Genomic DNA, 24,992 nt, shown 5'->3' with positions numbered 1-24,992 from the left:
GACTGCCCGACCGGGCGCGTTGCAGCACCGCACCGTCGCGCGCGCTTGACGCGGGACGTGCGGGCAGGTCTAATGAAAATAAAGAACAATTGTTCGCATTCCGAACAATCTGTAGCAGGACCAAGCGGGCTCACAACACCGCATCCGCGTCACCAGAGGAAACGTCATCGATGCAAGCCATCCTCAATGGCGACAGCACGCTCATCATCGCGATGATCGTCGCCTACATCGCCTTCACGTCCTGGCTCACGCTCAAGCTGCGCAGCAGGACCAGCGATCAGTTCATGACGGGCGCACGCGCGATGCCGGCGGTGGTCGTCGGCGTGCTGATGATGTCCGAATTCGTCGGCGCCAAATCGACCGTCGGCACGGCGCAGGAAGCGTTCCAGTCGGGCATGGCGGCGGGGTGGGCCGTGCTCGGCGCCTCGATCGGCTTTTTGCTGTTCGGGCTCCTGATGGTGAAGAAGCTCTACAGTTCCGGCGAATACACCATCTCGGCGGCGATCGCGCAGAAATACGGCAAGTCGACCATGCTCACGGTTTCGGTGATCATGATCTACGCGCTGCTGCTCGTGAACGTCGGCAACTATGTGAGCGGCGCGGCCGCGATCGCCACCGCACTGCATGTCAGCATGCCCGTTGCGATGTGCATCATCGCCGTGGTCAGCACCTTCTACTACGTGTTCGGCGGACTGAAGGGCGTCGCCTGGGTGACGATCCTGCACAGCGCAATCAAGGTCGTCGGTATCGTCATCATATTTTCGGTTGCAATGTCGCTGACCGGCGGCATCGCGCCGATCCAGGCCAAGCTGCCCGCCTATTACTTCAGCTGGGACGGCAAGATCGGCTTTGCGACCATTTTCGCCTGGACCTTCGGCACCGTCGGCGCGATCTTCTCGACCCAGTTCATCGTGCAGGCGATCTCCTCGACGCCGAGCGCCGATGACGCGCGCAGGGCCACCTTCTATGCGGCGGCGTTCTGCCTGCCGCTCGGATTCCTGCTCGCCCTGATCGGCGTCGCGGCGAAATTCCTCTATCCCGACATGAACAGCCTCTACGCGCTGCCGGTATTCTTGGAGAAGATGCCGCCGCTGGCCTCGGCTTTCGTGACGACCTCGCTCGTCGCCTCGATCTTCGTCAGCGTCTGCACGGTTGCGCTCGCGATCGCCTCGCTGGTGGTCCGCGACTTCTACGTCCCCTACTGGAAGCCGACGCCGGAGCGGGAGCTGAAGATGACCCGCCTGTTCTCGGTGGCGATCGGCATCGCACCGCTGGTCTTCGTCTTCTTCGTCCCGGAAATCCTCAAGCTGTCGTTCTTCACGCGCGCGCTGCGCCTGTCGATCACCATCATCGCGATGATGGGATTCTACCTGCCGCTGTTTGCAAGCAACCGCGGCGCCACCGCCGGCCTGATCGGCGCCGCGATCTCGACGACGGCCTGGTACATGCTCGGAAACCCCTTCGGCATCGACAACATGTATGTCGCGGCCGCGACACCACTGGTGGTGATGGCGGTCGAGCGCCTGGTGATGGGCCGCGCTCCGGCCGCCGCCGCGACTTCGCAGACGGCGCAGCCAAATGCATTGATGGAAAGGACTTCGACATGATCATCGATACCGAGATCGTGACCACCGACATCGGGATCGCCGCCGATGGCGTCGTTCGCCCGGCCGCCGGCGATCCCGACCGGTCCGACGCTTTCATTCCCTCGCCTTGCGTGCAGAACCACGCCGCCAATCTGATGCCGCTCGCGAACGGCGATCTGGCTTGCGTCTGGTTCGGCGGCACGCAGGAGGGCATGTCGGACATCTCGGTCTATTTTTCGCGCCTCGCCCGCGGCGCAACGCAGTGGTCTCCGGCCGAAAAGCTGTCCGACGACAACGGACGTTCGGAGCAGAATCCGGTGCTGTTTCCCGCACCTGACGGCACGCTGTGGCTGATGTGGACGGCGCAGCTCGCGGGCAACCAGGACACCGCGCTGATCCGCCGCCGCCTCTCCCGCGACAACGGCAAGAGCTGGAGCCCGATCGAGACGCTGTTTCCCGAGCAGCGCGGCCGCGGCACCTTCATCCGCCAGCCGATCGTCGTGCTCGACAATGGCGACTGGCTGCTGCCCGTGTTCTATTGCCACAGCACCCCGGGTCGGAAATGGAACGGCGACGAGGACACCAGCGCGGTGAAGATCTCGTCCGATTCCGGCACGACCTGGCGCGACATCGACGTCCCCGGTAGCCGCGGTTGCGTGCATATGTGCATCGCGCGGCTCGACGACGGTTCGCTGATTGCCCTCTACCGCAGCCGCTGGGCGGACAACATCTATCAGAGCCGGTCCACCGATCACGGCCGCACCTGGTCGGCGCCGGTCCGGACCGTGCTGCCCAACAACAACTCCTCGATCCAGGTCACGCGGCTCGGCAACGGTCATCTCGCGCTGGTCTTCAACGATTCCAGCGCCAGGGATGCGACCGGGCGCCGCCTCTCGCTCTATGACGAGATCGAGGACGATTTGCCGACCGTGCTCGCCGGCGACGGCAAGACGACGGACGAACGCACCGCGTTCTGGGGCGCGCCGCGCGCGCCGATGACGCTGGCCGTCTCCGCCGACGGCGGGCGGACATGGAGCAAACGCAACGTCGAGACCGGTGACGGCTTTTGCATGACCAACAATTCACGCGATCAGACCAATCGCGAACTATCCTACCCTTCGGTCAAGGAGACCGCCGACGGAGCGATCCACATGGCCTTTACCTTCCATCGCCGCGCGATCAAATATGTGCGCGTGACCGAGCCATGGGTGAAGCGCGCCATCAGAGACTGAGAGCATGGACAGGAGGCCACATGCGCTCGTCACGGGCGCCAGCTCAGGGATCGGCGCTGCGATCGTCGAACGGCTGCTGCGCGATGGCTGGCGAGTGACCGGCATCAGCCGCCGTCCCGCGCCATTCGACCATCCGGCCTTCGATCACCTCTCGCTCGATCTCGGAGAGGTCGATAACATCGCGAACGCCGTCGCTGGCGTCGCGCCAACCGCACTCGTTCACGCGGCCGGCATGCTCAAGGTCGGCGAGCTCGGATCGCTCGACCATGACGACGGCACCGCGATGTGGCGACTGCATGTCGATGTCGCCGAGCGCCTCGCCAACACGCTGGCGCCGCGCTTGCCGAAAGGAGGACGCATCGTCCTCATCGGCAGCCGCACCGCCTCAGGCGCGGCCGGCCGCGGTCAATATGCCGCGACCAAAGCGGCGCTGGTGGCGCTCGCGCGGTCCTGGGCCATCGAGCTCGCGCCGCGCGGCGTCACGGTCAACGTCGTTGCGCCCGCCGCAACCGAGACACCGATGCTGAAAGACCCGACGCGCGCCAATGTCGCGCCAAAACTGCCGCCGATCGGCCGCTTCATTCGCCCGGAGGAAGTCGCGCACGCGGTGGCGTTCCTGCTTTCGCCGGAGGCCGCGGCCATCACCGGACAGCAGCTCGTCATCTGCGGCGGCAGCTCGCTCTAGGCGCACGGCCGCAATCACGGTCGGCCCGCAATTGCGCGAGGGACAGCCCCTGGCGCGGCGGTCGCCCTCACATCATCGCGATGGCGACGGCCGCTATCAGCGCGTGGCCGCGATCCTTGCGCGGAAGCTCGCCTGCCCCTGCATGATCTTGTCGAGCAGTGCATCGAGCGCCCAGAAGCGCTCACGGATGTCGAAATCGATGGTCCGGCCGTGGGCGCAGGCGAACGTGTCCTGGTTAGGCGAGCTATGGGCCGCCGGCAACGGAGCCCGCGATCACCATGACGAGATCGGCAAGATCGATCTTTCCATTGACGACCAGCGCTTCCGAAGAGCCTTCGACTTTCAGCGCTTGCGGCCGGTTGGCGGCCTGACGCTTGAGCTCGCCGATAATGGCCTCCTTGAGCTTCTCCTCCAGCATCCGATCTCCTTTCAGGCTGTCATTTGGGATTTGGCTCTTCAAGGCCCTCTCCGGGCTCGTCGAGCCGCCCACTCCGGGCCAGCCGGATAGCGTTGCCGAGCGCGCACGCCACGTTGCGCACCTCCTGCTGAAACTCGCGGTCCTCGTCGAGGTCGCGGTGGGAGGTCGCATATGGCTCCATGTAGCCGACATAACCGTCGATCTCGCCGAAGCGGCCCGCGGAGATCAGGTGCATGTCGATGAGCCAGTCTGACAGGCTCCGGCGCACGCCCTCGGCCCCGACGCTGTCGCCGTGAACGACGAGGCCGAAATGGCGGCCGGCGAGATGGCGCGGATAGGGCCAGCCCTTCAGCTCCATCGCCTTGGCTTCATCGGCCTTCTTGCCGTGCGTCGAGGTCGGATCGGGATTGCCGCCGTCGGCGCAGACGAGGCGATCAATCATCGCCTTGAGACCACCCGGCACGTGATACCAGTTTACCGGCGTCACGATCAGGATGCCGTGGGCCGCGACCCAAAGCGGATAGATCTCGTTCATCCAGTCGCTGGTCTGCCCCAGCGAATAGTTCGGATAGCAGCTGCACGGCCAATGGCAGAGCGGCATGGCGGTGGAGACGCACGATTTGCAGGGATGGATGGTCTTGCCGAACTCCGAGGTGAGGCGGGAGAGATCGAGGATGTCGACGGCATAGCCCATCTCCACGAAGACGGGCTCGGCCAGCTTGACCAGGCGCCAGTTTTCGACATCTCGCCGGGACAGGTGTGCTCGCTGCGCGCCGAGCCGTTGATGATGAGGATGCGCGGCGCCGCTTTGGCGTCGTCGTGCCGCCGCTGCGCCTCCAGAATTGCGGCGCGCGCGGCGAGCCAGTCGACGGCGAGGTCGTAATCGGGATCGGCGAAGCCTTCCCCCGCCTTCCTCGTCACCGGTGCCTTGCGCGAATGACTATAGGCATCCCAGGCAGCGCCGACGATGGCATCGAGCTCCGTCTCGAGCGGTGCAAAGGCCGGATCGACGAACTGGCTTCTGTATGCGCCTCTCGAACGTCTCGCGCGACAGCTTGACGGGCGGCATTCCCTTGCGAACGTCGACATCCGTCATGCTGACTCCTCGGCAGGTCGTGCAATCCGACCAACCCGGGGCACGGAGCGCGGTTCCAAGCTTTGCCAAGTGCAACCAAGGCGCCTTGGCGACGTTGACTGAAGCACCGCCGGGTGACAACCGGACACAACGGGGACGATGAACGCGGCGCATTTTTCCGGTTTCTGCCCGCGACATCAACGCATCGGTACGCGCTGACATCTGACCTGTTCCCGGCGCGTGCAGCCTTTGAGCTGCAGCGCCCTGCACCTACTCCCGCCAGAACCCGGCCAGCTCTTCCGCTGTCACGAGATCGACCTGGCCGTGAAAACGGGTGCGGTACATCGTCATGAGCGCATCGTGGCCGACATCGGACGAGCTGCACAGCGCGTCCTCGACGATCACGACCCTGAAGCCGAGATCGACCGCGCTCAGAACCGTCGAGAGAACGCAGACGTCAGTCTCCGCACCTGACATCACCACCGTGCCGACGCCCTTTTCGACCAGAAGGCCCGCCAGAGCCGGATTGCTGAACGCTGAATAGGCCGGCTTGTCGACGATGCGGGCTGGAGGAACATGGCGCGCCAGGGCCGGCACGAGATCTAGAGCGGATGGCGGAAGATGGCTGCGCGTTGCCTGGCGCCAGCGTTGAAAATAGACCTGCCACTGGCCGGGACGGTCTTCCGGATCCTGCGGCGGGATGAAGCGCGTGAAAATCGTTCTGGCCTGATGGCGCGAGACGATCGACGCGATTGCCGGCAGGACCTTTTCCATCCACGGCGTTTCCCAGAGACCGCCGGACGCAAAGATGTTCTGCATGTCGATGCAGAGGTGAACGGCACGCCGAATTTGGCTGTCCGGCGACTTTGCGTCACTCATCAGCTTTCCATCCCGAAGCGCCTGGCTCGATCAGAGATCCTCTCGCGCCAGGCTTGGAAAGCTCGATGACTCAGCAATCCTTGTCGGCGGTAGCGGTCGTCGACTTCGGCTGCCCGGCGGCCGTCGGCTGTCCCTGCATCTGACGCTGGGCGTCCTGCGACGAGGTCGCCGTGTTGTCGGTGGCCTTGTTCATGGTTGACGTCGGCGGATGCTCCTTGGCATTTGACGGAGCGACGCCTGTCGTCTCGGTCGCCCGTCCGGTCGTGGCCGGTCCCGAGCCGGCATCGCGGTTGGCGGTGTTGCAGGGACCGCCCAAAGCGATGGTCGAGCTGACGGCCAGCATCGCGCCAACCAGCATTGATCTTGTAAGCATGACATCTCCTTCCGATCTGGCCGGCCAATGCCTGGCGGAGCCGGGTTCCGCGATTTTGCGATGTTGCCTCGCGAGCATTTCCGCGGGGAATGACGTTTGCCGCCTCTCGCAAAGGTTGCCTGTCTAATCGCGCAAGGGATCGACCGTTCCTAAAGCGGTGGGGACTTCGAGGCTTGGAACGTCAGGCAAACCGGAAAATCACTCCGTGAACGTCTCGGAGGCCTCTTCGGCATTGATGGCAGGATCGGCCGAAAGCTCTCGCTCCGCTTCGTGCCAGAACTCCTCCTGCCGTCCTTCGGGTTTACCTGCCAGTTCCCAGAGCTGGTGCGCGCGGGTCTGGATCTGAGCCGCCGTCGGCTTCGCCATTTGAATTCGCTCCCTGATATCTGCCGCCACACTTCAGTTCGGTCTGGCGGGGTGCGCCGTGCGCGGATGGCGGTCGTGCAGCAGCCGGGCCAGGGCTTCACGATCCCCGGCATGGCCTTTCATCGCCGTCTCGAACAGCGCCTCCTGGACGTCCCGCGGCATCTCGCCCCACACGTCCATGGCGGCAAGGCCCAGCAATGTGGCAAAGCGTTCCTCGACCATTTCGATGCTCCCTGTCCGGCCTGACAATAGGAACAGCGAGCGCCGGCTTGCGTTCCCAACACAGGACGCCGACCGCTGGGCGCATATCCGCTAGATAATGCCGCCCTGCCGAAGCGCCGCGATCGCGGCCACGTCGTAGCCAAGCTCCGTCAGGACGAGGTCGGTATGCTCGCCGAGCGTCGGCGGACGCGATGCGATCTCGCCGGGCGTTTCCGACAGCCGGACGGCAGCGCGGGCGACGGGTGCGCGTTTCGGCAGGCCGGGATATTCGACCTCCTGCATGAAGCCGGCGGCGCGAATATGCGGATGGTCCAGCGCCTGTTGCGGGCTGAGGACGGGCCCGGTCGGAATCATGGCCTTGCCCAGCGTGTCGACAGCCTCCTGCGTGGTGCGCTCGGCGCACCAGCGCGCCATCCGCTCGCTGATGATGGGGCCGTTGTTGCCGCGGCTGATGTCGTCGGCAAAGCGCGGATCGTTCAGCCACAGGTCCTCCTCACCCATCAGCTTCGCCCAGCGTTTGAACAGCGGATGCCCCGTCACCTGGCACAGCACCCAGCCGTCTTTAGTGCGGTAGATGTCGGCCGGCGCTGCGGTCTGGCCGAGATTGCCTGATGGCACGCGATTGACATTGATGACGGCCTGCTCGATCAGCGTGGCATTGGTGAAGGACAGCGCGGTCGCAAGCAACGCGCCCTCGACGATCTGCCCGCGTCCGGATTTGCCGCGCTCGATCAGGGCTGCGAGCGTCCCGAACGCGCAATGCAGCGCCGTGCCGAAATCGACCCAGTTCACCGCGGCCCGATATGGCGGGTCGCCGGCACCGGTCATGTAGACCGAGCCCGACATGACCTGGCCGACACCGTCGAAGCCGACGCGGTCGGACCAGGGCCCTGGCCCGCCGAACGCGGTGGCGGTCGTCAGGATGATGTCGGGCTTGATCGCCTTCAGCGAGTCGTAATCGAGCTTCATCGCGCGCAGGGTCTGTGGCGGCAGATTGGCGACGACGACGTCCGCGGTCGCGATCAGGCGGCGCATCACCTCCTGCCCTTCCGGCTTCATCGGATCGAGCGTGATGCACTTCTTGTTGCGGTTGACCTGAAGAAACAGCGCGCCTTCGCCGCCCTCGCCGACCGGCGCCACGAAGCGATCCTCGCTGCCGTCGCGCTTTTCCACGCGGATGACCTCGGCGCCGAATTCGGCCAGCAAGGTCGCGCAATAGGGCCCTGCGATATAGCGCCCGAAATCGAGGACGCGCACGCCCTCCAAAACTCCTCCCATCGATCCCTTCCCTCATTTTTTGTTCTTGCCAGATTACAGGGACTGGCTGCCACGGCAAGGCGGGCTGCGGGCATGCCGCCACGCTCTCAAGATTTGCCCGCAACTTGTGATCGCCTGACAGTTTCGGCGGGCGGAAATTGTGCTCTAGTATAGACCTCTCCGTCCCCCAACCAGAGCCCATCCATGCCGCAACAATTCGATCGATCCGCAGAAGATCTCGGCAACGCGATCCATTTCGAGCACGTCAACATCCAGGTCCCGGACCAGCGCCTCGCCACGCTGTTCTACGTGACGGGGCTTGGACTGACCCGCGATCCCTATCTGATGGTGTCCGACACCAACATGTGGATCAATGCCGGACGGAGCCAGTTTCACCTGCCGAGCGGCAGGCCGCAGGTGCTGCGCGGCCATGTCGGGCTGGTCATCGAGGGCCGCGAGGCGCTGCTGGCGCGGCTCGCGTCGGTCGCGAAGAAGCTCGAGGGCACGGCGTTCGCGTTCGCCGAGCGCAATGATCATGTCGAGGCGATCTGTCCGTGGGGCAACCGACTGCGCTGCTACGAGCCGGACGCCGCGCGCTTCGGGCGCATCGCGCTCGGCATTCCCTATGTCGAGTTCGACGTGCCTGAGGGCACCACGAAGGCGATTTGCGCCTTCTACCCCGAGATCATGGGCATGCCCGCGAGCTTGCGAAACGGCGACGGCCAGGTCGCCGCCGTGAAGACCGGCCGCGACCAGCATCTGTTGTTCCGCGAGACCGATCGGCCCAAGGGCGACTACGACGGCCACCATGTGCAGATGTACATCACCGACTTCTCAGGCCCCTACCGCAAACTCCTGGCGCGCGACCTGATCTCGCGCGAGGACAATCAATACCAGTACCGCTTCTGCGACATCGTTGATCTCGACAGCGGCAGGCATCTCTTCACGGTCGAGCACGAGGTCCGCAGCGCGACCCATCCGATGTTCATGCGTCCCATGGTCAATCGCAATCCTGCGATCAACAACCGCAATTACGCATTCGGCCACGATCAGTCGCTCTGGGCGATGGGGCCGGATCAATACGAGGGATAGGAGACGGCGAACGCGCGCCTTGCGGCGCGCGATCCATGACCTCGGCCGGCCATCAGCAGCCACGGCAGATGATCAGCCGGCGGTCGATCTCCTTGTCGAGCCGCTGCAGCTCCGCGTCTTCGGGGGAGGCTTGCGTCGACCCGGGCACGTCGCTGCGCCGAGGCTGCCGGTGACCGATGGGGGCCTGCCGGGCCAGGTCCGCGAGCCTTGTTGCGGGGACGCTGCCGGGCGAGGCGACGGCCACAGGCGCGGTTGCGCCTCCGCCAGCCCTGAGGCTGGAGGCCGATCCGAACAGGAACGTAGCTGCGACGACGGTCACGCCAAGTCTGATTGACATCATCATTCTCCTATCGCGGTGACGTTGCGACGATGCGCATGCGATGGATAGGAGGTCCCGGCTACTCGACCATTTCGCCCGCGGCGACATCGCGTTACCATTGCAACCGCGATCGCCGAATGTTGTGCGCCGGCTCTGGATTCCTGTTTTGACGCGCTTTCTTCGCCCGAGCCGGTATCCGCTTCGCTCGAAAAGGCTCTACCGCGCGGTGGCGGCGCGCCTCACGCGTCGTCGCGCGGCCGACGAGGCGACGCTCCGCGCCAGGACGCCGGCGAGCTCCGCCGATATCAGCGGGTGATGAACGAGCTCGGTGATCCCGGACGTCTCCAGCGACGGCACCGCCAGCTCGCGCGTCGAGGGGCTCGCCAGAATCATCGGCAAGGCCGGCGCCGCAGCGTGCAATGCCGCCGCCAGCTCGATCGAGGAGCCTCCGGGCAGGTGACACACCAGTGCCGCATCGAAACGCGTTTGCGCGGTGCGGCAGGCTGCGATCGCCTCCGCCAGCCTGGTGAACCCGACCGGCTCATAACCCAGCGCCGCGAGGATTTCCTCATGGCGCAACAGGCGACGGCGGTCGGTGTCGAGCACCAGCACCGTCTCGCCCGTGCCACGGAACGCAAGATCCGGGCTGAGCTGAACCGGCTCCGCCTCGTCGGGGTCGCCGGACGGCAGCCAGACGTCGAAGCGCGTGCCCGCATCCGGCTCGCTCTGCACGGCGACGGCGCCGCCATATTGCTCGGCGATCTCGCGAACGGTTGCGAGCCCGATGCCGTTGCCGTCAGGGCGCGTCGTGAAGAAGGGCTCGAAGATCCGCTCCAGCGTCGCCTCGTCCATTCCCGGCCCCGGATCGGTGACCGAAATCACGGTGAAGCGGCCGGGGCCGACCTCACTGCGTCCGATCGACAATGGCTGTTGAAGATCGCGCACCTTGATGCCGAGTTCGATGCTACCCGGCTCCGTCATCGCCTGTGCCGCATTGTTGCAGAGATTCAGGATCACCTGCTGCAACTGCGCGGGCTCGCCCATCACGGTGGCTTCTTCGGACGTCTCATCCACCTCGAACTGGACGTGCGAAGGCAACGAAGCTGCCAGCAGCGATCTGGTCTCGTCGATCAGGGTCCTGACGCAGACACTCTCCCGCCTGCCCTCGCCGCGGCGGCCGAAGCCGAGAATCTGTTCGACCAGTTCGCGCGCCCGCTCGCCGGCACGGCGGATCTCCGCAAGGCTGCCGGCCGGCCGGCCCCCCGACCGGATACGCGCTTCGGCGATCTCGGCATAGCCGAGGATCGCACCGACGATATTGTTGAAGTTGTGGGCGATACCGCTGGCAAAGGTGCCGAGGGTTTCCATGCGGCGAGCCTGTTGCAGGCTGGCCTGCAAGCGCTCCTTCTCGCCTTCGAGCCGCACCCGGCGGATCGCGTTGCCGATGGCGTCGAACGCCATGCGAAACAACGAGACTTCGGACCAGTATGCGAGCGCCCCGGCCGGCACGGTATCGAAGCCGAGGATTTCATCGCGATGTCCCCGGACCGCCGTCACGCACAGCCAGCCGCCGACGCCGGCGTCCTCGAGCAGGTTCATCGTGTCGTCGGGATGGGTGGCCTTGACCTTGGGGATATAGACGATACCGCCTTCGCCACCGTCGAAGCGTGGCGCGAGGCTCAGCGCGCGATCCGGCCAACCCGCCTCGAATGCGATCCCGTCGCGGGACCACCGATAGGTGCTTATCGTCGTCCCGGTCGCGCCGACGAAATAGGCGCGATCCGCACCGATGCATCCGGCGAGCTGTTGCAGCGCGGTCTCGACGTCAGCGGTGATCCTCTCGCGGCTCGAATCGATGAACCGCATCGAGATGCCGGCCATGACGTGCTCGAAGGCCGCACGGCGACGCAGCGTGACCGCGCGCCGGTGCAATAGCAATCCGAAATAGACCACGCCGCAGAGCAGCAGCAGCGACGTCATGAACTGCAACAGGCGTACCCGGCGCGCCGACGCTCGCGAGGCCAGCTGACGCCTGGTGATCAATGCCAATACGGCATCCTGCTCGCGGTTGTTCGATTCGGCGACGAGCGCCTTCAGGATCATGTCGATGTCGGGCAGAAGGTCATGCAGCATCTGCCCGTGCATCAGCAAAGCGCGGACCGAATCCATGTCCTGCGGCGGCGTTTGCACGAGCGCCAGCTCTTCCAATCGATCCTGGACCTGGCGCGCCACGACGTCCGACGTATCGAGCGTCAGGCGCAGCATGCCTGCCGCCAATGCGGAGGCGGCCGTGACCAGCGCCCGCTGATCCGACTCGGCCAACTTGTCGCTGAACAGACCGAAATAGGCAAAGGAGTTCTGGAGCAACGCGTTGCGGCTCTTGAACCGTTCGATCAGGTCCTCCTGCCGGAGGGCACGCGCCGACAGCACATCGATGGCCCTGGTCTCTTCGGCGTTGAGACCCGGCGTTTCGCGCAGCCGCGTCAGGGCATCGTCATACGCATCGGTCATCTGCACCAGCTTGTCATAGTTGCGCGACAGGCCGGCGCGCGCGGTCAGCACTTCCCTGGTCATCGCGCGTTCGAACCGGGTGAAGTCGCCAAGCGCCTGGAGCTGACGGTCGTAACGTACCGAATTGAAGTTCAGCCCGTTCAACAACAGCCAGGTCAGCAGGGCCAGCACGCAGGTTACGCCGATCACGGCGGGGGCAAATTTCATGGGGAGCCTCCGACAGTCGCGCCGCGATAGGTGCCGGTCAGGCTGTTCAGAAAGGCGACGATCGCCTTGACCTGCTGCTGCGTCAGCGTCGCGTTCAATTGGGCAAAGGCCATCTTGCGAACCGCATCATCGAGCGTCGGCGCGCTGCCGTCATGGAAATACGGCGGCGTGGTCGCGACGTTGCGCAGGCTCGGCACGCGCAGAATTTTCGGCTCGGGCGATGCGAGCGGGTGGAATATGCCGTGGCGCTGGAACAGATTTCCGCCGACATTGACGCCCTGATGGCAGGACGCGCAGCCCAGCGATTTGAACAATTGGTAGCCGCCCAGCTCGTCGTCCGACAGCGCCGCGGCGTCACCCGCCAGCCAGCGATCGAACTTGCCGCCCGGCGTGACCAGCGTGCGCTGGAAGCTTGCGAGCGCGTCGACGACATCGCCGTGCTCCGGGCGGCGGCCATAAGCCGCGAGGAAGCTCTCGCGCATGTCCGGATCGGCATTGAGCTTCTCTGCGATCTCGACCGAGCTGCTCGCCATGGTGCGCGGGCTTTCCAGCGACGCCCTGGTATCGGCTTCGATGCTGCGCAATTTTCCTTCCCAGCCGAATCGGAAGCTGAGCGTCGCATTGAAGACGGTGAGCGTGTTGAGCGCGATCTCCGCTCCGTCGAGGCCGACATCGTGCGACCTCGGGCTCGCGCCGTTCGTCGCGATATCGTGGCACGAAGCGCAACTGCGCGAATTGTCGTGCGACAGCCTGCGATCGGAGAACAGTCGTTCGCCGAGCTTGACCTTCAGCGGGTCGATTGCGGGCGGCGCCGGAATGGGCGTGATGGGCTCATCCTTGCGGACCGACACGAGAGCGGGCGGCGACTGCGACGGTGCGGGAGAGACCTTCAGGGAGCACGGCACCAGTGCGCAAATCACGATCGCGCAACGTCGAAGGCCGGCACCTCGTCCGGCCCCGAGAAATCTGGCGAACTGCTTCACGCCCTGAAATGTGGGGGTGAAGCGAGAATTGTCGCGTCTGCTCAAGGAGTTTTGATCGAAGCTGGATGAGGTCCCGAGGGTGGTGGTCGGCTTGGCGGTGCGAGATCGGAAGAGCCAGCCTTGACGTCAATCGACATGATCGACCGGCTCGCAGCTCGACAGAAGTCCAGCCCCACCAGGGCCATGCAAATCGCGTCAGCAATCACGACAGTACCTCACCACCCGCTCGACTTCCGATCGGCCGTTGATCCCGATGTCCCGCAAGGTCCGATCGTCGAATTCCATCAGCCCTGCGACGGCCCTTCTGATTTCCCATTCCCGGCGCCAGTGTGCCGGCAGGGCCATCACAGTCCCGAGAGCCGCACCGAGCGCGTGCAGCCAGCTGCGCGCGGGTCGTGCATCGCGCGGCGGGACCCGATCGAACAGGACGATATTCCCACTGTCGCCGGCGCCATCGCTCTTCGCCGGCGCGGGCGGCGTGCGATCCGCCGAAGGCGGCCGCGACTCGCGCACAGCATCCAGCATCGCCTGAACCGGCACGGCGGCGGTCGGATGCAATGCGGCGCCGTAGAGGGCAAAGCCTTCCATCACGGACGCGAAGACGGCCCACCAGAATGTGGTGGCAGGTTGGTCTTGCGCGGCCGGCGGCGCGACCGAAGGCGAACCGATGTCGGGCAAGGAATGACCCGCGGCAATCGCACGGAGACTGACCATGCCGCGACCATCCGAGCGTGCGACCCAGTTCGCCCCGTCGAGCCCCATGTTACCCGGCAAGGCAACGCGGCTCACGCCGAGAGAATGCTTCTTCATCGTAAGTCTCCCACATGATGTTGGTGGGAGGCAATCTGGCGGCCCGCTGTTACGCTGAGGTCACGGTCAACGGCAAAACGGCTACAATTGCAATTTCCAATCTCCTCTAGAACGGATCGACCGGCACCGCGAAGACATAGCCGACGCCGCGCTCGGTCTGGATGACGCGCGGCGCGCTCGGATCGGTCTCCAGCTTGCGTCGCAGCCGCAGCACCTGGACGTCGATGCTGCGATCGAAAATATCCTCATGGATACGGGTCGCCTGCAGCAGATGCTCGCGGGTCAGGGGACGCTGCGGCGCCTCGAGAAAGGCCAGCAGCAGCGCATATTCTCCCTTGCTCAACGGCACCGGCGCTTCGTCGGGATCGGTCAGCTTTCGGCTGCGGCGTTCGAGCTTCCAGCCGCTGAAGCGATAGCCCCCGCGCTCGGGATCGCGGGCACGCGCGGCCCGTCCCATCTCCTGCCGCCGCAACACCGCGCGGACGCGCGCCAGCAGTTCGCGCAACGAGAACGGCTTGATGATGTAGTCGTCGGCACCGAGCTCGAGCCCGACGATGCGATCGATCTCGTCGGGGCGATGGCCCGTCGTGATGATGACCGGCACGTCGGAATGCGAACGGATTTCCCTCAACAGGTCCAGACCGTCATCCTGACCAAGCCGAAGATCGAGGATGATCAGGCTCGGCTGGCTGCCATCGAGATAGTGGTTCAATTCCGATCTGTTGGAGGCCGCCCTTGTCGGGATGTTGTGCTCCTCGAGATATTTGATCACCATTTGCCTTAACGTCGGATCGTCATCGACGACGACGATGTGGCCAATATCTGCAAGCATTCCGTACTCTCAAAATTCGCCGTCCGCCAACTGAGCTGTACTTAAGAATTGCGAACGTCAACGTCCGGCTGTGGGGAAATGATCTCGTCCGAATTGGAATCGCTCAAAATAGAATGGGGTATCCGAAGCCATCGGCACACACTGAGTCTGTCCATGATCCGGTGATGACGCCGCAACAGGGTATTTCTGCGGCTAATTCCGCCGGATGTCGCATACGTGAATAATTGTGATCCCAGTGTTTGCTACTTTTGGGCGATAGCAAGTCTGCGGCCTGCGCTGTCGTTCAGCGACTGCGATCGGCTGCGCAAACTGTTGCCCGCCACGCCGGGCGCGATCGTCTGCGGGCTTCGCGCAATCATCAGGAGCCCGGCAGAGCCATCAGGTACTGGTAGATCGCGGCGAGATCGTCGTCATCCATCCGCCCGATCGGCCGCCACGGCATTTGCTCACCGAGCCGATGCCCGCTCGGATCAACGCCTGAGCGCATGGTGTCGACGAACTGCGCAAGGCTCCAGTTCTTGACGATACCGAGGTCCGGTCCGAGCGGCGGCAATTGTCCCGGCACGCCGCCGCCGAGATCCCTGCCGTGGCATTCGCGGCAATCCTGGTAGGACAGCAGGTACTTGCCATAGAGCGCCGTCGGCGCCTTCGGCGGCGCGGTGATCACGCCGGTGAAGACGGGCTTCGCATCCGGCAACAATCCCGCGCCCAGCATCACGATGCCCAGCAGGCTGAAGCGATCCGGCGGATCCGGGGTCTGCGCACCGCTCGCGGGCAGGCTGCGGACATAGGCGATCACCGCCTTGGTGTCGTCGTCACTGAGCCGGCCGGCATTGGTGAAGGACATAATCGCCAGCCAGCGCCCCCTCGCATCGAGCCCATTGCGAATGGCACGAAAGATCTCGCCATCCGACCAATTCTTCAAGACGCCGGCGGGCGTGAGATTGGCCGGCACGAACGAGCCGATGGGAATCGGGAGATCCTTGGCGACGTCGCCGCCGCCGGTCAGCGTCCCCGTCTGCGAGTGACATGCGGCGCAAAAGCCGTCGGCCACGGCCCTGCCCCGGTCAATCTGGTCCGGTGTCGCCTCGATCCTCACATCCGGGACCGGTGCGGAACGGGCGCGTTGCCGCACGATACCGACCGCGGTCAAAGCGGCGACGCCGAACACCGAGACGGCCAGCATGGCCGTCAGCACCATGCCGCTCCACTTCGCCAGGGCAGATTTCGTCCGGGAGGCGCGAACGCCCAGCCAGGCCAGAAACGCGATGAACGCAACCATCGCAATCAGGGCGACAATATTTTCCATGCCAGTCCTCAATGAATTGGGCGCGACCGATGCCGCGCGACATCCGAATCGTCAAAAATCACTTTCGGCCGACGCCAACGCTCCAATATCTGCGAAGGTGTGCCATGCGGAGGTCTGCCGGGTTAGCAGCGCGGTGTTTCCGTGCCGTTTCATCGCCCGCCGCTCGCGTTACAATTGTAATCCTGTGCCAGCTATCGGCTTCCGGCGGGATGTCACCGGTTTTTGCACCGAGCCTTTTTGCCTGGCCTTTTGCCTGGCCTTGGCAGCGCCACGATGCGTTGCCGCCGTAACCATTTTTATTGCCGCCGGAAGCCGTGGCGTAACGGCGATCACTTCAATTGCCTCTCACTCGACCGGACGCCCCGGGGGCGACCGTGCATCGATCATCAAGAGGTCAACTCACATGAAGATTCTTATCGCTTCGACACCTGCGACGGGTCATCTCAATCCGATGCTGGCGATCACGCAAATCCTGCGTGGCGATGGCCACGAGATCGCCTTCCTGACGGGCACCGCCTTTCGTGCCCGCGTCGAAGCCAGCGGCGTGAAGTTTTTTCCCCTTCCCGAGGACGCGGACTTTGATCCGAACGACGTCTTCTCGCGGTTCCCCGAACTCAAGACCATCCCGCCGGGATTGGAGTGGTTCCGTGTTGCCTGCGAGCGCATCTTCGTCGACGCCATTCCGGCCCAGCACCAGGGGCTGCTGCAAATCCTGCGGCAATTCCCCGCCGACATCATTGTCGCCGACGACATGCTGTTCGGTGTACTGCCGATGCTGCTCGGACCGCGCTCGCAGCGGCCTCCCATCGCGCTCTGCGGGACCTCGTTTCTGCATTGGGCGCGCGAGGACGGCGCGCCGAATTTCCTCGGCCTGCCCCCGGCAAAGACCGACGAGGAGCGCGATCACTATGCGGCCATGGCGCGGGACTTTGATGCGGCAGTCGATCAGCCGGTGTCAATGCGCCTGAACCGGGCGTTGAAGTCTCTTGGGGTCGGACCGATCGCGATGCCGCTCTTCCATTCCGTGGTCGCTCTCGGGGATGCCTATCTGCAATTGTCGGTGCCAAGCTTCGAATTTCCTCGCGAGATTCCGCCCTCAGTGCATTTCGTCGGCACCCCACCGATCATCGCCAACCAGGTCCCGCCGCCGCCCTGGGCCGAAGAGCTCGACGGATCGCGCAAGGTCGTTCTGGTGACGCAGGGAACGGTGGCCAATCACAATTTCAATCTGCTGGTTGCCCCGACGCTGGCGGCCCTCGCGGACGAGGAGGACATCCTGGTGATCGTGACGGCAGGCGGCCGCCCGATTGACACCATCCCCGGCAAGATCCCGTCGAACGCGCGCATCGCCAGCTATCTGCCGTTCGAGTGGCTGCTGCCGAACGTCGACGTGCTCGTCACCAATGGCGGCTACGGCAGCGTCAACCAGGCCATGAGCTTCGGCATCCCGCTGGTCACCGCGGGGCTGACCGAAGACAAGGCCGACGTCAACGCGCGGGTCGCATGGTCCGGGGTCGGCATCAACCTCGCGACCAACGAGCCGACACCGAAGGCGTTGCGCGACGCAGTGCGGACGGTGCTCGATCAATCCCGCTTCCAGTCGCGAGCCTCGCAGATCGCGGACGAATTTGCCGGGATCGACACGCGGGCCGAAATCCTCCGGGTCATCGGCGAGCTCGTGGCCGACGAGAGCTCGCACACCGGAGCGATGGCGGCAACCCGGGGGCGGCGCGCCGAACGGCGCGCGTAATCGCCAAACGCGACGATGGAGGGCGGGCGACCGCGCCTCCATCACCTCATGCACATCGACCAAGCCGGAATCGGATATCCGTCATGCAAATCGACCCCGCATCCTTCGCCTTCACGCTGCTGCTCGGTTTTCTGGCGGCCGTGCCCTATTCCGGCATCGACATCAACCTGCCGGCGCTGGCAGCAACCGGCGCGACGCTCGACGCGAGCGCGTCGGATGTCGGGCTGACCATGAGCGCCTTCATGCTCAGCCTCGCCACCGCGCCGCTGATCTACGGACCGATCTCCGACCGCCTGGGCCGCAAGCCGATTCTGGCATTCGGCCTCGTATTGTTCGTCGCCGCAAGCCTTGCCTGCGCGAAAGCGTCCTCGCTGCCGGTTCTGTTGCTGGGTCGCTTCGTCCAGGGCATCGGCGCCGCCGGCACCGCAACGACCTTTGCGATCATTCGCGATCTCTTCGACGGCAACGCCGCGCGAGGCAAGATCGCCAACGTCATGGTCACGGTCAACGTCGCGACCGTGATCGCACCGACGGCCGGCGCCGCCCTGCTGGCAATCGCCGGCTGGCGATCGATCTATGCCGCCCAGGCGGGGATCGGTCTCATGCTGCTGGTCGTGGTGATGTTTCGCTTCGCGGAGACCGCGACGACCGACCGCTCCGGCCGCCTGGGGCTTTCGGCGGTCATCGACAGCTACCGCCAGGTGCTGACGCATCCGGTGTCGTTGCCTTTCATCCTGGTCGGCGCCGCGGGCGGCGCGACCGTGTTTGCCTACGTCACCGGCGCCTCACTGTTCTTCGTCGGCGCCGTCGGACTGCGCCCCGAGCAATACGGCCTGATCTTCAGCGCATGCTCGGGGGCCGTCATGGTCGGCGCCTTTCTCGACGGCCAGCTCGGCCGGCGCGGCGTAGAATCCGCCCGCATGCTCACAACCGGGCTGACGCTGTCGGCCGCCGCCAGCACCGCCCTGCTCGCGATGACGTTGGCCGGGTGGATGCCCACGTCACTCGTGGTTGCGCTGCTGATGGCGGTCGCACTCGGCTTCGGGTTCAGCGTGCCGAACGTGATGAGCGCGACGATGCAGCGTCTCCCGGAGATCGCGGGCGCCGTCAGCGCCGCCGCCGGAAGCATTCAGCTGACCGCCGGCGCAATATCGAGCGGGCTGGTCGCACTTCGCTTCGACGGGCGGACCGCGTTGTCGATGACCGCAGTGATGGCGGCAACGTCGCTACTCGCTCTGGTCCTGTATCTGCTGGTCGCGCGCCCCGCCGAACGCCGCCTACCGTCGCAGACGATCGATCCCGGCGTGGCGGTCCGCAGCCCCACGAAGTCCTGAGTTCGCCGCAGCCGGCCGGCAGCCAGGCGCGACCTGGCTGTGGCGGGAGGGATCCAACCTCCGAATGGCGGAACCAAGACCTGTTCGATGTTCGACTGTTTCAATCCGCATTTGGAACAAGCGGCGCGGCGCGCCCCGCCCTTATTCTCGCCGCCATCATCATTCAGGAACGCGCGCAGGGGGCGGGCTCCTCCAGGGGGCAGTTCCCAAAGGTTCTGCGTGATCATCCAACGTTTAGTGCAACACGAAGTGATTGCGTCCCGCCGCGCGCTCCTTGGCGGGCTTGCGTCCTCGGCCTGCGTTGTCGCGCTGGGCGGATGCGCCAGCCTGGGTGCTACCGGCGCACGCTACGACGCTTCATCGCTCTCGGTCGACCCTACGCTGCTCGTCGTAACCACGCGCAAGCCAGTGAGCGGCGCCCGCGCGAAGCCGTGGTTCGGGCCGGAGCGGGCTTCTACGATGACCGTCGCACGAGCGAAGCTTGTGGCGCCTGGTGACAGCCGTTTCTCTCTGGCTGCAGCCGGACTTGACGATTGGCGCCTTGATGGGGTCGAGCCGGTATCGGGCGATGTCGGCAGTCTTGTCGCGCAGGCCGGCGGCGGACCAGACGTTCTCATCTACGTGCACGGTTTCAAGCAGACGTTCGAGACAGCTGCGCTCGATGCCGCGCATCTCTCCGATGGCATCAGGTTCCGCGGCCAGACGATGGTATTCTCCTGGCCCTCGAAAGCCGGACTGTTCGACTACGCCTATGACCGCGACAGCGCAATGTGGTCCCGCGATGGCTTCGAACGCGTGCTGCAGTCTGTCGTGACGAGTTCAAGCGCCGGCCGCGTCCACATCGTCGCGCACAGCATGGGAACCATGCTGACGCTCGAAAGCCTGCGCCAGCTCTATGCGCGATCCGGTGACGCCGTTGCGGGCAAGATCGGGGCCGTGGTGTTTGCCGCGCCTGATATCGACATGGACGTGTTCTCGTCGTCGATCAGCCGCATCGGTCCGCTTTCGCGCAAGATCACCGTCATCGCCGCAACGAACGACCGCGCGCTGGCGTTGTCGGGGCAGATCGCTGGCGGGATGACACGGGTCGGCGCTGCCGAGAAGACCGCCATCGAAGGGCTCGGGGTGCGCGTGGTCGATGCGTCCGAGGCAGGCTGGGGCGTCATCAACCACGACCTGTTCCTGTCGAATGCGGAGGTGCGCCAGGTGATCCGCCGCTCAATTGATACCGTGGCCGCGTGAACCCGGCGTGGCGGAAACGATATCGCCGATGCAGAGGGATCTTAGAGCTAGCTCTGACAGCCCGCTGACAGGTTCAATGCCTTGAACAGGCCATCGAAGACACCTGACCGGCAGGGCTTGACCTCCGCGACTGGCTTGGCGCGCTTGGCATTCACAATTGCCTTGGACGTTCCCTGCACGGGCCGAGGTCTGGGCAGCATAACCGCGAATTTTCTCCCGCTTGCGGTGCGCTGGTGTGGCGCGATGATCTTCAAAGGCTCTGGCGCGACAGTCGCTGTTTGATCCGGCGGAGGCATCGGTTCGCTCAAGGAGACCGGCTGCGGAGGCGCTTCAAATTGCATGTGCATGTGCGGGGTCCCGAGCCGATCTGCCGTCGTCAGCGTATCGCCTGAGGCGAGCAATCCGACGGTCGCCTGAACGGGCGGCGCGTTCACGGGCTTTGTCATGCGCGGCGCGGTCTCAAGCTCCATCACCGCGAGTGTACTGAAGCCAACGAGGATGAGAGCCGCTTTCATCTGATTTCACGCTTCCCGAACGAGACGCTCGTTCAAGGCCTGCCGAAAATAAGCTCCCGTAAATCGGAGACCAATTGCAGACATCCAATAAGGCGGCTTGGCGGCAGAACTGAACCAGCCGACGCGGCCACGGGACAAGATCAAAGACAGGGTTAACGCGGGTCATGCGAACCGGCCCCTTATGCGGAGTGCTCGCCGCCGCCTAACGACTGGTCCCCTCGAGCTTGCAATGTGCTAATCTGAGCCGGCACTCAGCCCGGACGGTGCACCGTGACCGATGGTCGTCACCCGGCATGGACCGAGGAAAGCCGCTTCCGCGGTGCGCTCGACGACGTGATCATCATCCCGCTTGTTGTTGTCGCGCTCGCCACGAACAAGATCCTGCGTTTCGTTCTTTCGATCTTGATGCGGATGCTTGACTACGCCTTCCCTTTTGCAATGCAGATCGTCTGGCTTCCGCTGTTCGCGGCCAGGGTTGTCGGCGATGTCATCATGACTGTCATCCATGGCGCGGTGCGCTTGCTTCCCCTATCCGCGGCGAAGCGTCGACAGTGGGTCAGATCGATTCGCCGAAACTGGTTGTGGTTGCGGCGGAAGATCAGCTATCGGGCGTTCGAGCAAGCGGTGCATGATGCCTTTGAGGGCGGCATGGCATGGGTGTTCAGAACATGCCGACATCTCACGCCGAACGCCGCATTGCTCGTGATCCTGTGCGCGGTGCTTTGGCTGCCGATCTCTTTCGCGGCGGCAACGGCGATGCATGCGGTATTGTTTGCCAAGGTCACGTCCTGGCCAGCCTGGATGCAACTCCTGCATCCGCTCGCTACGGTCATCGCGAAGAGCAAGCTTCTGGTGCTACCGGTCTATCCGGCAGCTTGGCCGCAGGCCAGAAAGCACCCGCTCGTTCGGCTCATCTTCAGGGGTTACGACATCATCAAGCGCGCGCATCTGATCAGAAAGGTCGGCCTTCGCTATCGGCAGGCAGAGATCGCCGGGACCGCGGCGGTTGAGAGGCTCGAGCGCATTGCCGGCCTCACGTCGGCGGTGCGGTGGTTGCGCGAGGCGCATGTCGCAGAGCATCTCGGCGTCGAGAAGCCCACTCAGGAATTGCGTTCGTTCTTCGCGCGATGGTCCATCAAGTTCTCGGCTGAATATTACGAAGCGAAGGAACGGCAAGCCTCAGCCGGCCCATCATCGAACAGCAGCAAGCAGCGAACACCGGGTTGACCGTCAATCGCCAACGGCCTCACCGTGCCGCTGTCGCTGCCCGATCTCTCTTTAACAGCAGCGGACTGCGCCATTTCCAAATAAAGCAACGGAGAAGGCGATTTGACGAGCAATATCACCTGGCCGGGGCGGGAGGGATCGAACCTCCGAATGGCCGAATGCTTCGCCTATTGGGATTGCAACGGAGCATATGTGCTTCTTCGCACAAAGAACTGTTCGAACAATCTACCGTCGCCGATATCTCTGGCTATTTCTCTCAATGCGAAGAACGGCATCAACGCGACGAACATGATCAGGCCGAAGACAAGAATTTCCTTTGCACTTCCAGCGCCGGAAGCAGCGAGGCTTTCAGCGACCGGCTTTCCATGCCACGCTCCTGCGAGGACCTCCTCAATGAGGTGGAACAAAATCAGCATCAGAGAAAATACGGCAGACCTGTATGTGATCGGGTAGACTAAAGGTCTGCTCTTGAGATTGTCTGCGACGTTGAAGGCTTCGGCGAAATAGATGACCTTTGCCAGCACCAGAGCATTTATGACTGCGAACCCCTGATGATAGAACGGGTCGGGCAGGTTCAGAATGATCGATTTGTGAAGAGCGAATAGGCCGAGCAGGACCCAGAGATATGCAAATATCCAGAAGAGTCTCCTCAGCTCTCTGAGGCCTTTCTCTTTGAATTGGTTGAGTTGATCGCCGACCATCGTCCGACCTCCCGACACCCAATGCCTCTCGGCCCATTTACTCCAGCAAAGATCATTTCCTTCCAACCGACATATCTGTGTCTGCTGGCTCCGATCGCTCTAACTCCTCCGCGAGAATCGGAATTCCGAGATTGCAGGCCTGAACGCCCTGAACGACGCAGAGCTTCAGCACCTCCATGATCTCTTCCACTACCGCGCCTGCTTTGAGGGCGCCTTTGATGTGCCGGCGCGTGCCCGGTGCGTACATGTGCGTGTAGGACGCATCGAAAGCGATGCTCAGAAGCTCGATCTCCTTGGGAGAGAACACGCCGTTGCCGTAGATTCCGACTCCGGTCGCCATGAATTCATCGGTCCAGACAGGATCGAGCTCGTAAAATGGATCCCATGCGGCATTCCACTGTCCTACTGTTTTCATCTTGTCGCAGGCCAGCGTCGTGGGCGCCTGTTTCTTCGATGGGCTCACGCCCGCTGCCTTGGCTTCTTCGAGCAGGATGGGTGCACCCAGGCTGCATGAGTGAATCGACATCGCGGACGCCATCTTGAGGACCGTGAGAACTTCATCCCGCGTCGCGCCCGCTTCGAGCGCGGCGCGAATGTGACGGCGCGTGCCCTCCGGGTTGAGGTTCGTGCAGGCGGCATTGAGGGCGACACTGACCAACTCAATGAGCTTGCCAGGCAGGACCTCCCGAGCGCAGGGATTGGTGGTCATCTTCACGCACGCCCGAGTCCAGGTAGGGTCCCATTCGAGGAGCTTACTCACAACTGCTGCATCCCATGGACCCGACTGATGCGACGAACCGATTGCGGTCGTCTGTTCGGCACGCTGATTTCGCGTCATCTGGGCACCTCGAATGAGAACTGCGCAGTCTCGCCAATGCTGCCGGGCCCCGCATCGATGAAACGCAGGGCCCGGCGCCGGCTTCTACTCCGCCGCCACCTGCGCCGGCGGCACCATGCAGTAGGCCATGGGGTGAGAGTCGCCACCGGTCTTTGCGACCGCCTTCTTGCCGTCAGTCTCCCATACCAGGAAGCCAGTCTGGCCGTCCTTACGGGTCGGCGGCAGGCCAAGATTGTGCAGCGTCTCCTCGACGCTGTCATACCAGACGCCGATCTTCATGATCTGGCGCGCTTCCTCGGCGGTCGCGACCTTGCGACCGAACTCCTTGCAGATGCGCACGGCACCTTCGATCTGCTGCACCGTGGTCCGGCGTTCCTTGTCCGGGCCCCACAGATTGTCCTCGTTGCCGACACGCACGTGCTGCCCGAGCACGATCGCCATGGCGGAGATCGGGATCAGCCCGCGCATGCTGGTCCAGAAGGTCGCACTCGCACCCTGCGGAACCTGGCGAAGGAATTCCATCCAGTGGTAGGGATTGCGGCCCAGCGTGCCGCCACCATAACCGGCAATGGCGAGGTTCATGGGACCCATGTACACGCCGGCGCGGATCAGCCGCTCGATGAGCTCGAGCTGATGAACATGAGCCGGGACGAAGTAGGGCTGAATCCGATTCTTTCTCAGCCGCTTCAGGTGCTCGAGGTAAAAGGCCGGGCCCGCATCAACCCACATGCCTGCCCATGCCGCTTGAACCTTCGGATTGTTCTCGAGATGCGTCCCCTTGATGTCGTCGGCCGACATCCAGGACATGATGTCCCACTGGGTCGTTCCGGTCGCCACAGTGACGCATTCCGGCTTCGGATCGAGCTCCGTGAGCATATGCCGCGTATCATAGTCGAGCCACTTCGCCTTCGCGTCGGCCGACTTGGGTGAAAACGAGATCGAGCCGCCGACCTGCAGGATCATCTTCGGCACGGCCTTCTTCAGCCGTCCGATGAAGTAGTTGAACTGCTCGAAATCCACTGATCCGTGACCCGTGGCGGGATCGCGCACATGCACGTGGAGCATCGTGGCTCCGGCGTTATAGCAGTCCACCGCGGCCTGAACCTGTTCATCCCACGTCACCGGGATATCGGCATCGCCGGGTATCCACTCCGGCCCGTACGGGGCCGCGGTGATGATCAGGGGCGCCATGTTCTCGGGCAAAATCGAATCATCGGTGTGGTACATGC

At 64.0% G+C, this 24,992-nt stretch carries 25 protein-coding genes and 1 pseudogene; 8 read left to right on the top strand and 18 right to left on the bottom strand.

What is annotated here, in order from left to right:
- The first annotated feature begins 170 nt into the window (after positions 1-170).
- From AC5ZFO_RS19400 to AC5ZFO_RS19390, 3 genes are read left to right on the top strand one after another with little or no spacing between them, the layout of a single operon-like run.
- Positions 171-1,607, top strand: a complete 1,437-nt coding sequence (locus AC5ZFO_RS19400; RefSeq protein WP_282522697.1) for a sodium:solute symporter family protein — start codon at positions 171-173, stop codon at positions 1,605-1,607.
- Complete coding sequence (locus AC5ZFO_RS19395; RefSeq protein WP_496122403.1) at positions 1,604-2,818, top strand: sialidase family protein; 1,215 nt, start codon at positions 1,604-1,606, stop codon at positions 2,816-2,818. The genes AC5ZFO_RS19400 and AC5ZFO_RS19395 overlap by 4 nt, the downstream gene beginning before the upstream one ends.
- Positions 2,819-2,822: 4 nt before the next feature.
- Positions 2,823-3,503: an SDR family NAD(P)-dependent oxidoreductase gene (locus tag AC5ZFO_RS19390; protein ID WP_282522695.1), complete on the top strand. Its 681-nt coding sequence runs from the start codon at positions 2,823-2,825 to the stop codon at positions 3,501-3,503.
- A gap of 96 nt (positions 3,504-3,599) precedes the next feature.
- Here the strand turns inward: AC5ZFO_RS19390 and AC5ZFO_RS19385 are convergent, their stop codons facing one another.
- The 8 genes and pseudogenes from AC5ZFO_RS19385 to AC5ZFO_RS19350 all read right to left on the bottom strand — a co-directional run bounded on the left by AC5ZFO_RS19385 (position 3,600) and on the right by AC5ZFO_RS19350 (position 8,114).
- A complete protein-coding gene (locus AC5ZFO_RS19385; protein ID WP_306664491.1) occupies positions 3,600-3,764 on the bottom strand; it encodes a hypothetical protein in 165 nt (54 codons plus the stop codon).
- Complete coding sequence (locus AC5ZFO_RS19380; protein WP_282522694.1) at positions 3,748-3,921, bottom strand: hypothetical protein; 174 nt, start codon at positions 3,919-3,921, stop codon at positions 3,748-3,750. Before AC5ZFO_RS19380 ends, AC5ZFO_RS19385 begins: the two co-directional genes overlap by 17 nt.
- Positions 3,922-3,940: 19 nt before the next feature.
- Positions 3,941-5,017, bottom strand: a pseudogene (locus tag AC5ZFO_RS19375) (flavodoxin family protein).
- A 249-nt stretch (positions 5,018-5,266) separates the two neighbouring features.
- Positions 5,267-5,875, bottom strand: a complete 609-nt coding sequence (locus AC5ZFO_RS19370) for a cysteine hydrolase family protein (protein ID WP_496122402.1) — start codon at positions 5,873-5,875, stop codon at positions 5,267-5,269.
- Positions 5,876-5,945: 70 nt separating this feature from the next.
- Positions 5,946-6,248 (bottom strand): hypothetical protein, encoded by a 303-nt coding sequence (locus AC5ZFO_RS19365; protein WP_282522692.1) that lies wholly within the window; start codon positions 6,246-6,248, stop codon positions 5,946-5,948.
- Between the two features lie 198 nt (positions 6,249-6,446).
- Positions 6,447-6,614 (bottom strand): DUF2934 domain-containing protein, encoded by a 168-nt coding sequence (locus AC5ZFO_RS19360; protein ID WP_282522691.1) that lies wholly within the window; start codon positions 6,612-6,614, stop codon positions 6,447-6,449.
- 33 nt (positions 6,615-6,647) lie between these two features.
- Positions 6,648-6,836 (bottom strand): hypothetical protein, encoded by a 189-nt coding sequence (locus AC5ZFO_RS19355; protein ID WP_282522690.1) that lies wholly within the window; start codon positions 6,834-6,836, stop codon positions 6,648-6,650.
- A gap of 90 nt (positions 6,837-6,926) precedes the next feature.
- Complete coding sequence (locus tag AC5ZFO_RS19350; protein ID WP_282522689.1) at positions 6,927-8,114, bottom strand: CaiB/BaiF CoA transferase family protein; 1,188 nt, start codon at positions 8,112-8,114, stop codon at positions 6,927-6,929.
- Between the two features lie 183 nt (positions 8,115-8,297).
- On the opposite strand from AC5ZFO_RS19350, the gene AC5ZFO_RS19345 reads away from it, so the two are divergent.
- Positions 8,298-9,185: a VOC family protein gene (locus AC5ZFO_RS19345; RefSeq protein WP_282522688.1), complete on the top strand. Its 888-nt coding sequence runs from the start codon at positions 8,298-8,300 to the stop codon at positions 9,183-9,185.
- 52 nt (positions 9,186-9,237) lie between these two features.
- On the opposite strand, the gene AC5ZFO_RS19340 is transcribed toward AC5ZFO_RS19345, so the two are convergent.
- From AC5ZFO_RS19340 to AC5ZFO_RS19315, 6 genes are all read right to left on the bottom strand, one after another.
- Complete coding sequence (locus tag AC5ZFO_RS19340; RefSeq protein ID WP_282522687.1) at positions 9,238-9,522, bottom strand: hypothetical protein; 285 nt, start codon at positions 9,520-9,522, stop codon at positions 9,238-9,240.
- A gap of 198 nt (positions 9,523-9,720) precedes the next feature.
- Positions 9,721-12,222: a two-component system VirA-like sensor kinase gene (locus AC5ZFO_RS19335; protein WP_282522686.1), complete on the bottom strand. Its 2,502-nt coding sequence runs from the start codon at positions 12,220-12,222 to the stop codon at positions 9,721-9,723.
- Positions 12,219-13,127: a cytochrome-c peroxidase gene (locus tag AC5ZFO_RS19330; protein ID WP_282522685.1), complete on the bottom strand. Its 909-nt coding sequence runs from the start codon at positions 13,125-13,127 to the stop codon at positions 12,219-12,221. Before AC5ZFO_RS19330 ends, AC5ZFO_RS19335 begins: the two co-directional genes overlap by 4 nt.
- Positions 13,128-13,400: 273 nt before the next feature.
- Complete coding sequence (locus AC5ZFO_RS19325) at positions 13,401-14,015, bottom strand: DUF1127 domain-containing protein (protein WP_496122401.1); 615 nt, start codon at positions 14,013-14,015, stop codon at positions 13,401-13,403.
- 106 nt (positions 14,016-14,121) lie between these two features.
- The gene (locus AC5ZFO_RS19320) at positions 14,122-14,847 is read right to left on the bottom strand and encodes a response regulator (RefSeq protein ID WP_014497160.1); all 726 of its coding nucleotides are present in this window, start codon (positions 14,845-14,847) and stop codon (positions 14,122-14,124) included.
- Between the two features lie 358 nt (positions 14,848-15,205).
- Entirely contained in the window at positions 15,206-16,156 is a 951-nt protein-coding gene (locus AC5ZFO_RS19315) for a c-type cytochrome (protein WP_496122400.1), read from the bottom strand.
- Between the two features lie 403 nt (positions 16,157-16,559).
- On the opposite strand from AC5ZFO_RS19315, the gene AC5ZFO_RS19310 reads away from it, so the two are divergent.
- From AC5ZFO_RS19310 to AC5ZFO_RS19300, 3 genes are all read left to right on the top strand, one after another.
- Complete coding sequence (locus AC5ZFO_RS19310; RefSeq protein WP_282522682.1) at positions 16,560-17,906, top strand: glycosyltransferase; 1,347 nt, start codon at positions 16,560-16,562, stop codon at positions 17,904-17,906.
- A gap of 83 nt (positions 17,907-17,989) precedes the next feature.
- Entirely contained in the window at positions 17,990-19,240 is a 1,251-nt protein-coding gene (locus tag AC5ZFO_RS19305; protein WP_282522681.1) for a multidrug effflux MFS transporter, read from the top strand.
- 249 nt (positions 19,241-19,489) lie between these two features.
- Positions 19,490-20,482, top strand: a complete 993-nt coding sequence (locus tag AC5ZFO_RS19300; protein ID WP_282522680.1) for an alpha/beta hydrolase — start codon at positions 19,490-19,492, stop codon at positions 20,480-20,482.
- Positions 20,483-20,529: 47 nt separating this feature from the next.
- Here AC5ZFO_RS19300 and AC5ZFO_RS19295 read toward each other — a convergent pair whose 3' ends face one another.
- Positions 20,530-20,916: a hypothetical protein gene (locus tag AC5ZFO_RS19295; RefSeq protein WP_282522679.1), complete on the bottom strand. Its 387-nt coding sequence runs from the start codon at positions 20,914-20,916 to the stop codon at positions 20,530-20,532.
- Between the two features lie 351 nt (positions 20,917-21,267).
- Between AC5ZFO_RS19295 and AC5ZFO_RS19290 the strand changes: the two genes are divergently transcribed.
- The gene (locus tag AC5ZFO_RS19290; protein ID WP_282522678.1) at positions 21,268-22,224 is read left to right on the top strand and encodes a hypothetical protein; all 957 of its coding nucleotides are present in this window, start codon (positions 21,268-21,270) and stop codon (positions 22,222-22,224) included.
- A gap of 167 nt (positions 22,225-22,391) precedes the next feature.
- Here AC5ZFO_RS19290 and AC5ZFO_RS19285 read toward each other — a convergent pair whose 3' ends face one another.
- The 3 genes from AC5ZFO_RS19285 to AC5ZFO_RS19275 all read right to left on the bottom strand — a co-directional run bounded on the left by AC5ZFO_RS19285 (position 22,392) and on the right by AC5ZFO_RS19275 (position 24,990).
- Positions 22,392-22,925, bottom strand: coding sequence for a hypothetical protein (locus AC5ZFO_RS19285; RefSeq protein WP_282522677.1), 534 nt, complete (start codon positions 22,923-22,925; stop codon positions 22,392-22,394).
- A 52-nt stretch (positions 22,926-22,977) separates the two neighbouring features.
- Positions 22,978-23,763, bottom strand: coding sequence for a carboxymuconolactone decarboxylase family protein (locus AC5ZFO_RS19280; protein WP_496122399.1), 786 nt, complete (start codon positions 23,761-23,763; stop codon positions 22,978-22,980).
- An 84-nt stretch (positions 23,764-23,847) separates the two neighbouring features.
- Positions 23,848-24,990, bottom strand: a complete 1,143-nt coding sequence (locus tag AC5ZFO_RS19275) for a beta-keto acid cleavage family enzyme (RefSeq protein WP_496122398.1) — start codon at positions 24,988-24,990, stop codon at positions 23,848-23,850.
- Positions 24,991-24,992: the final 2 nt, after the last annotated feature.

This window comes from Bradyrhizobium sp. Unk1 (genome assembly GCF_059512345.1).
This window is presented reverse-complemented; position numbering and strand designations above follow the sequence as displayed.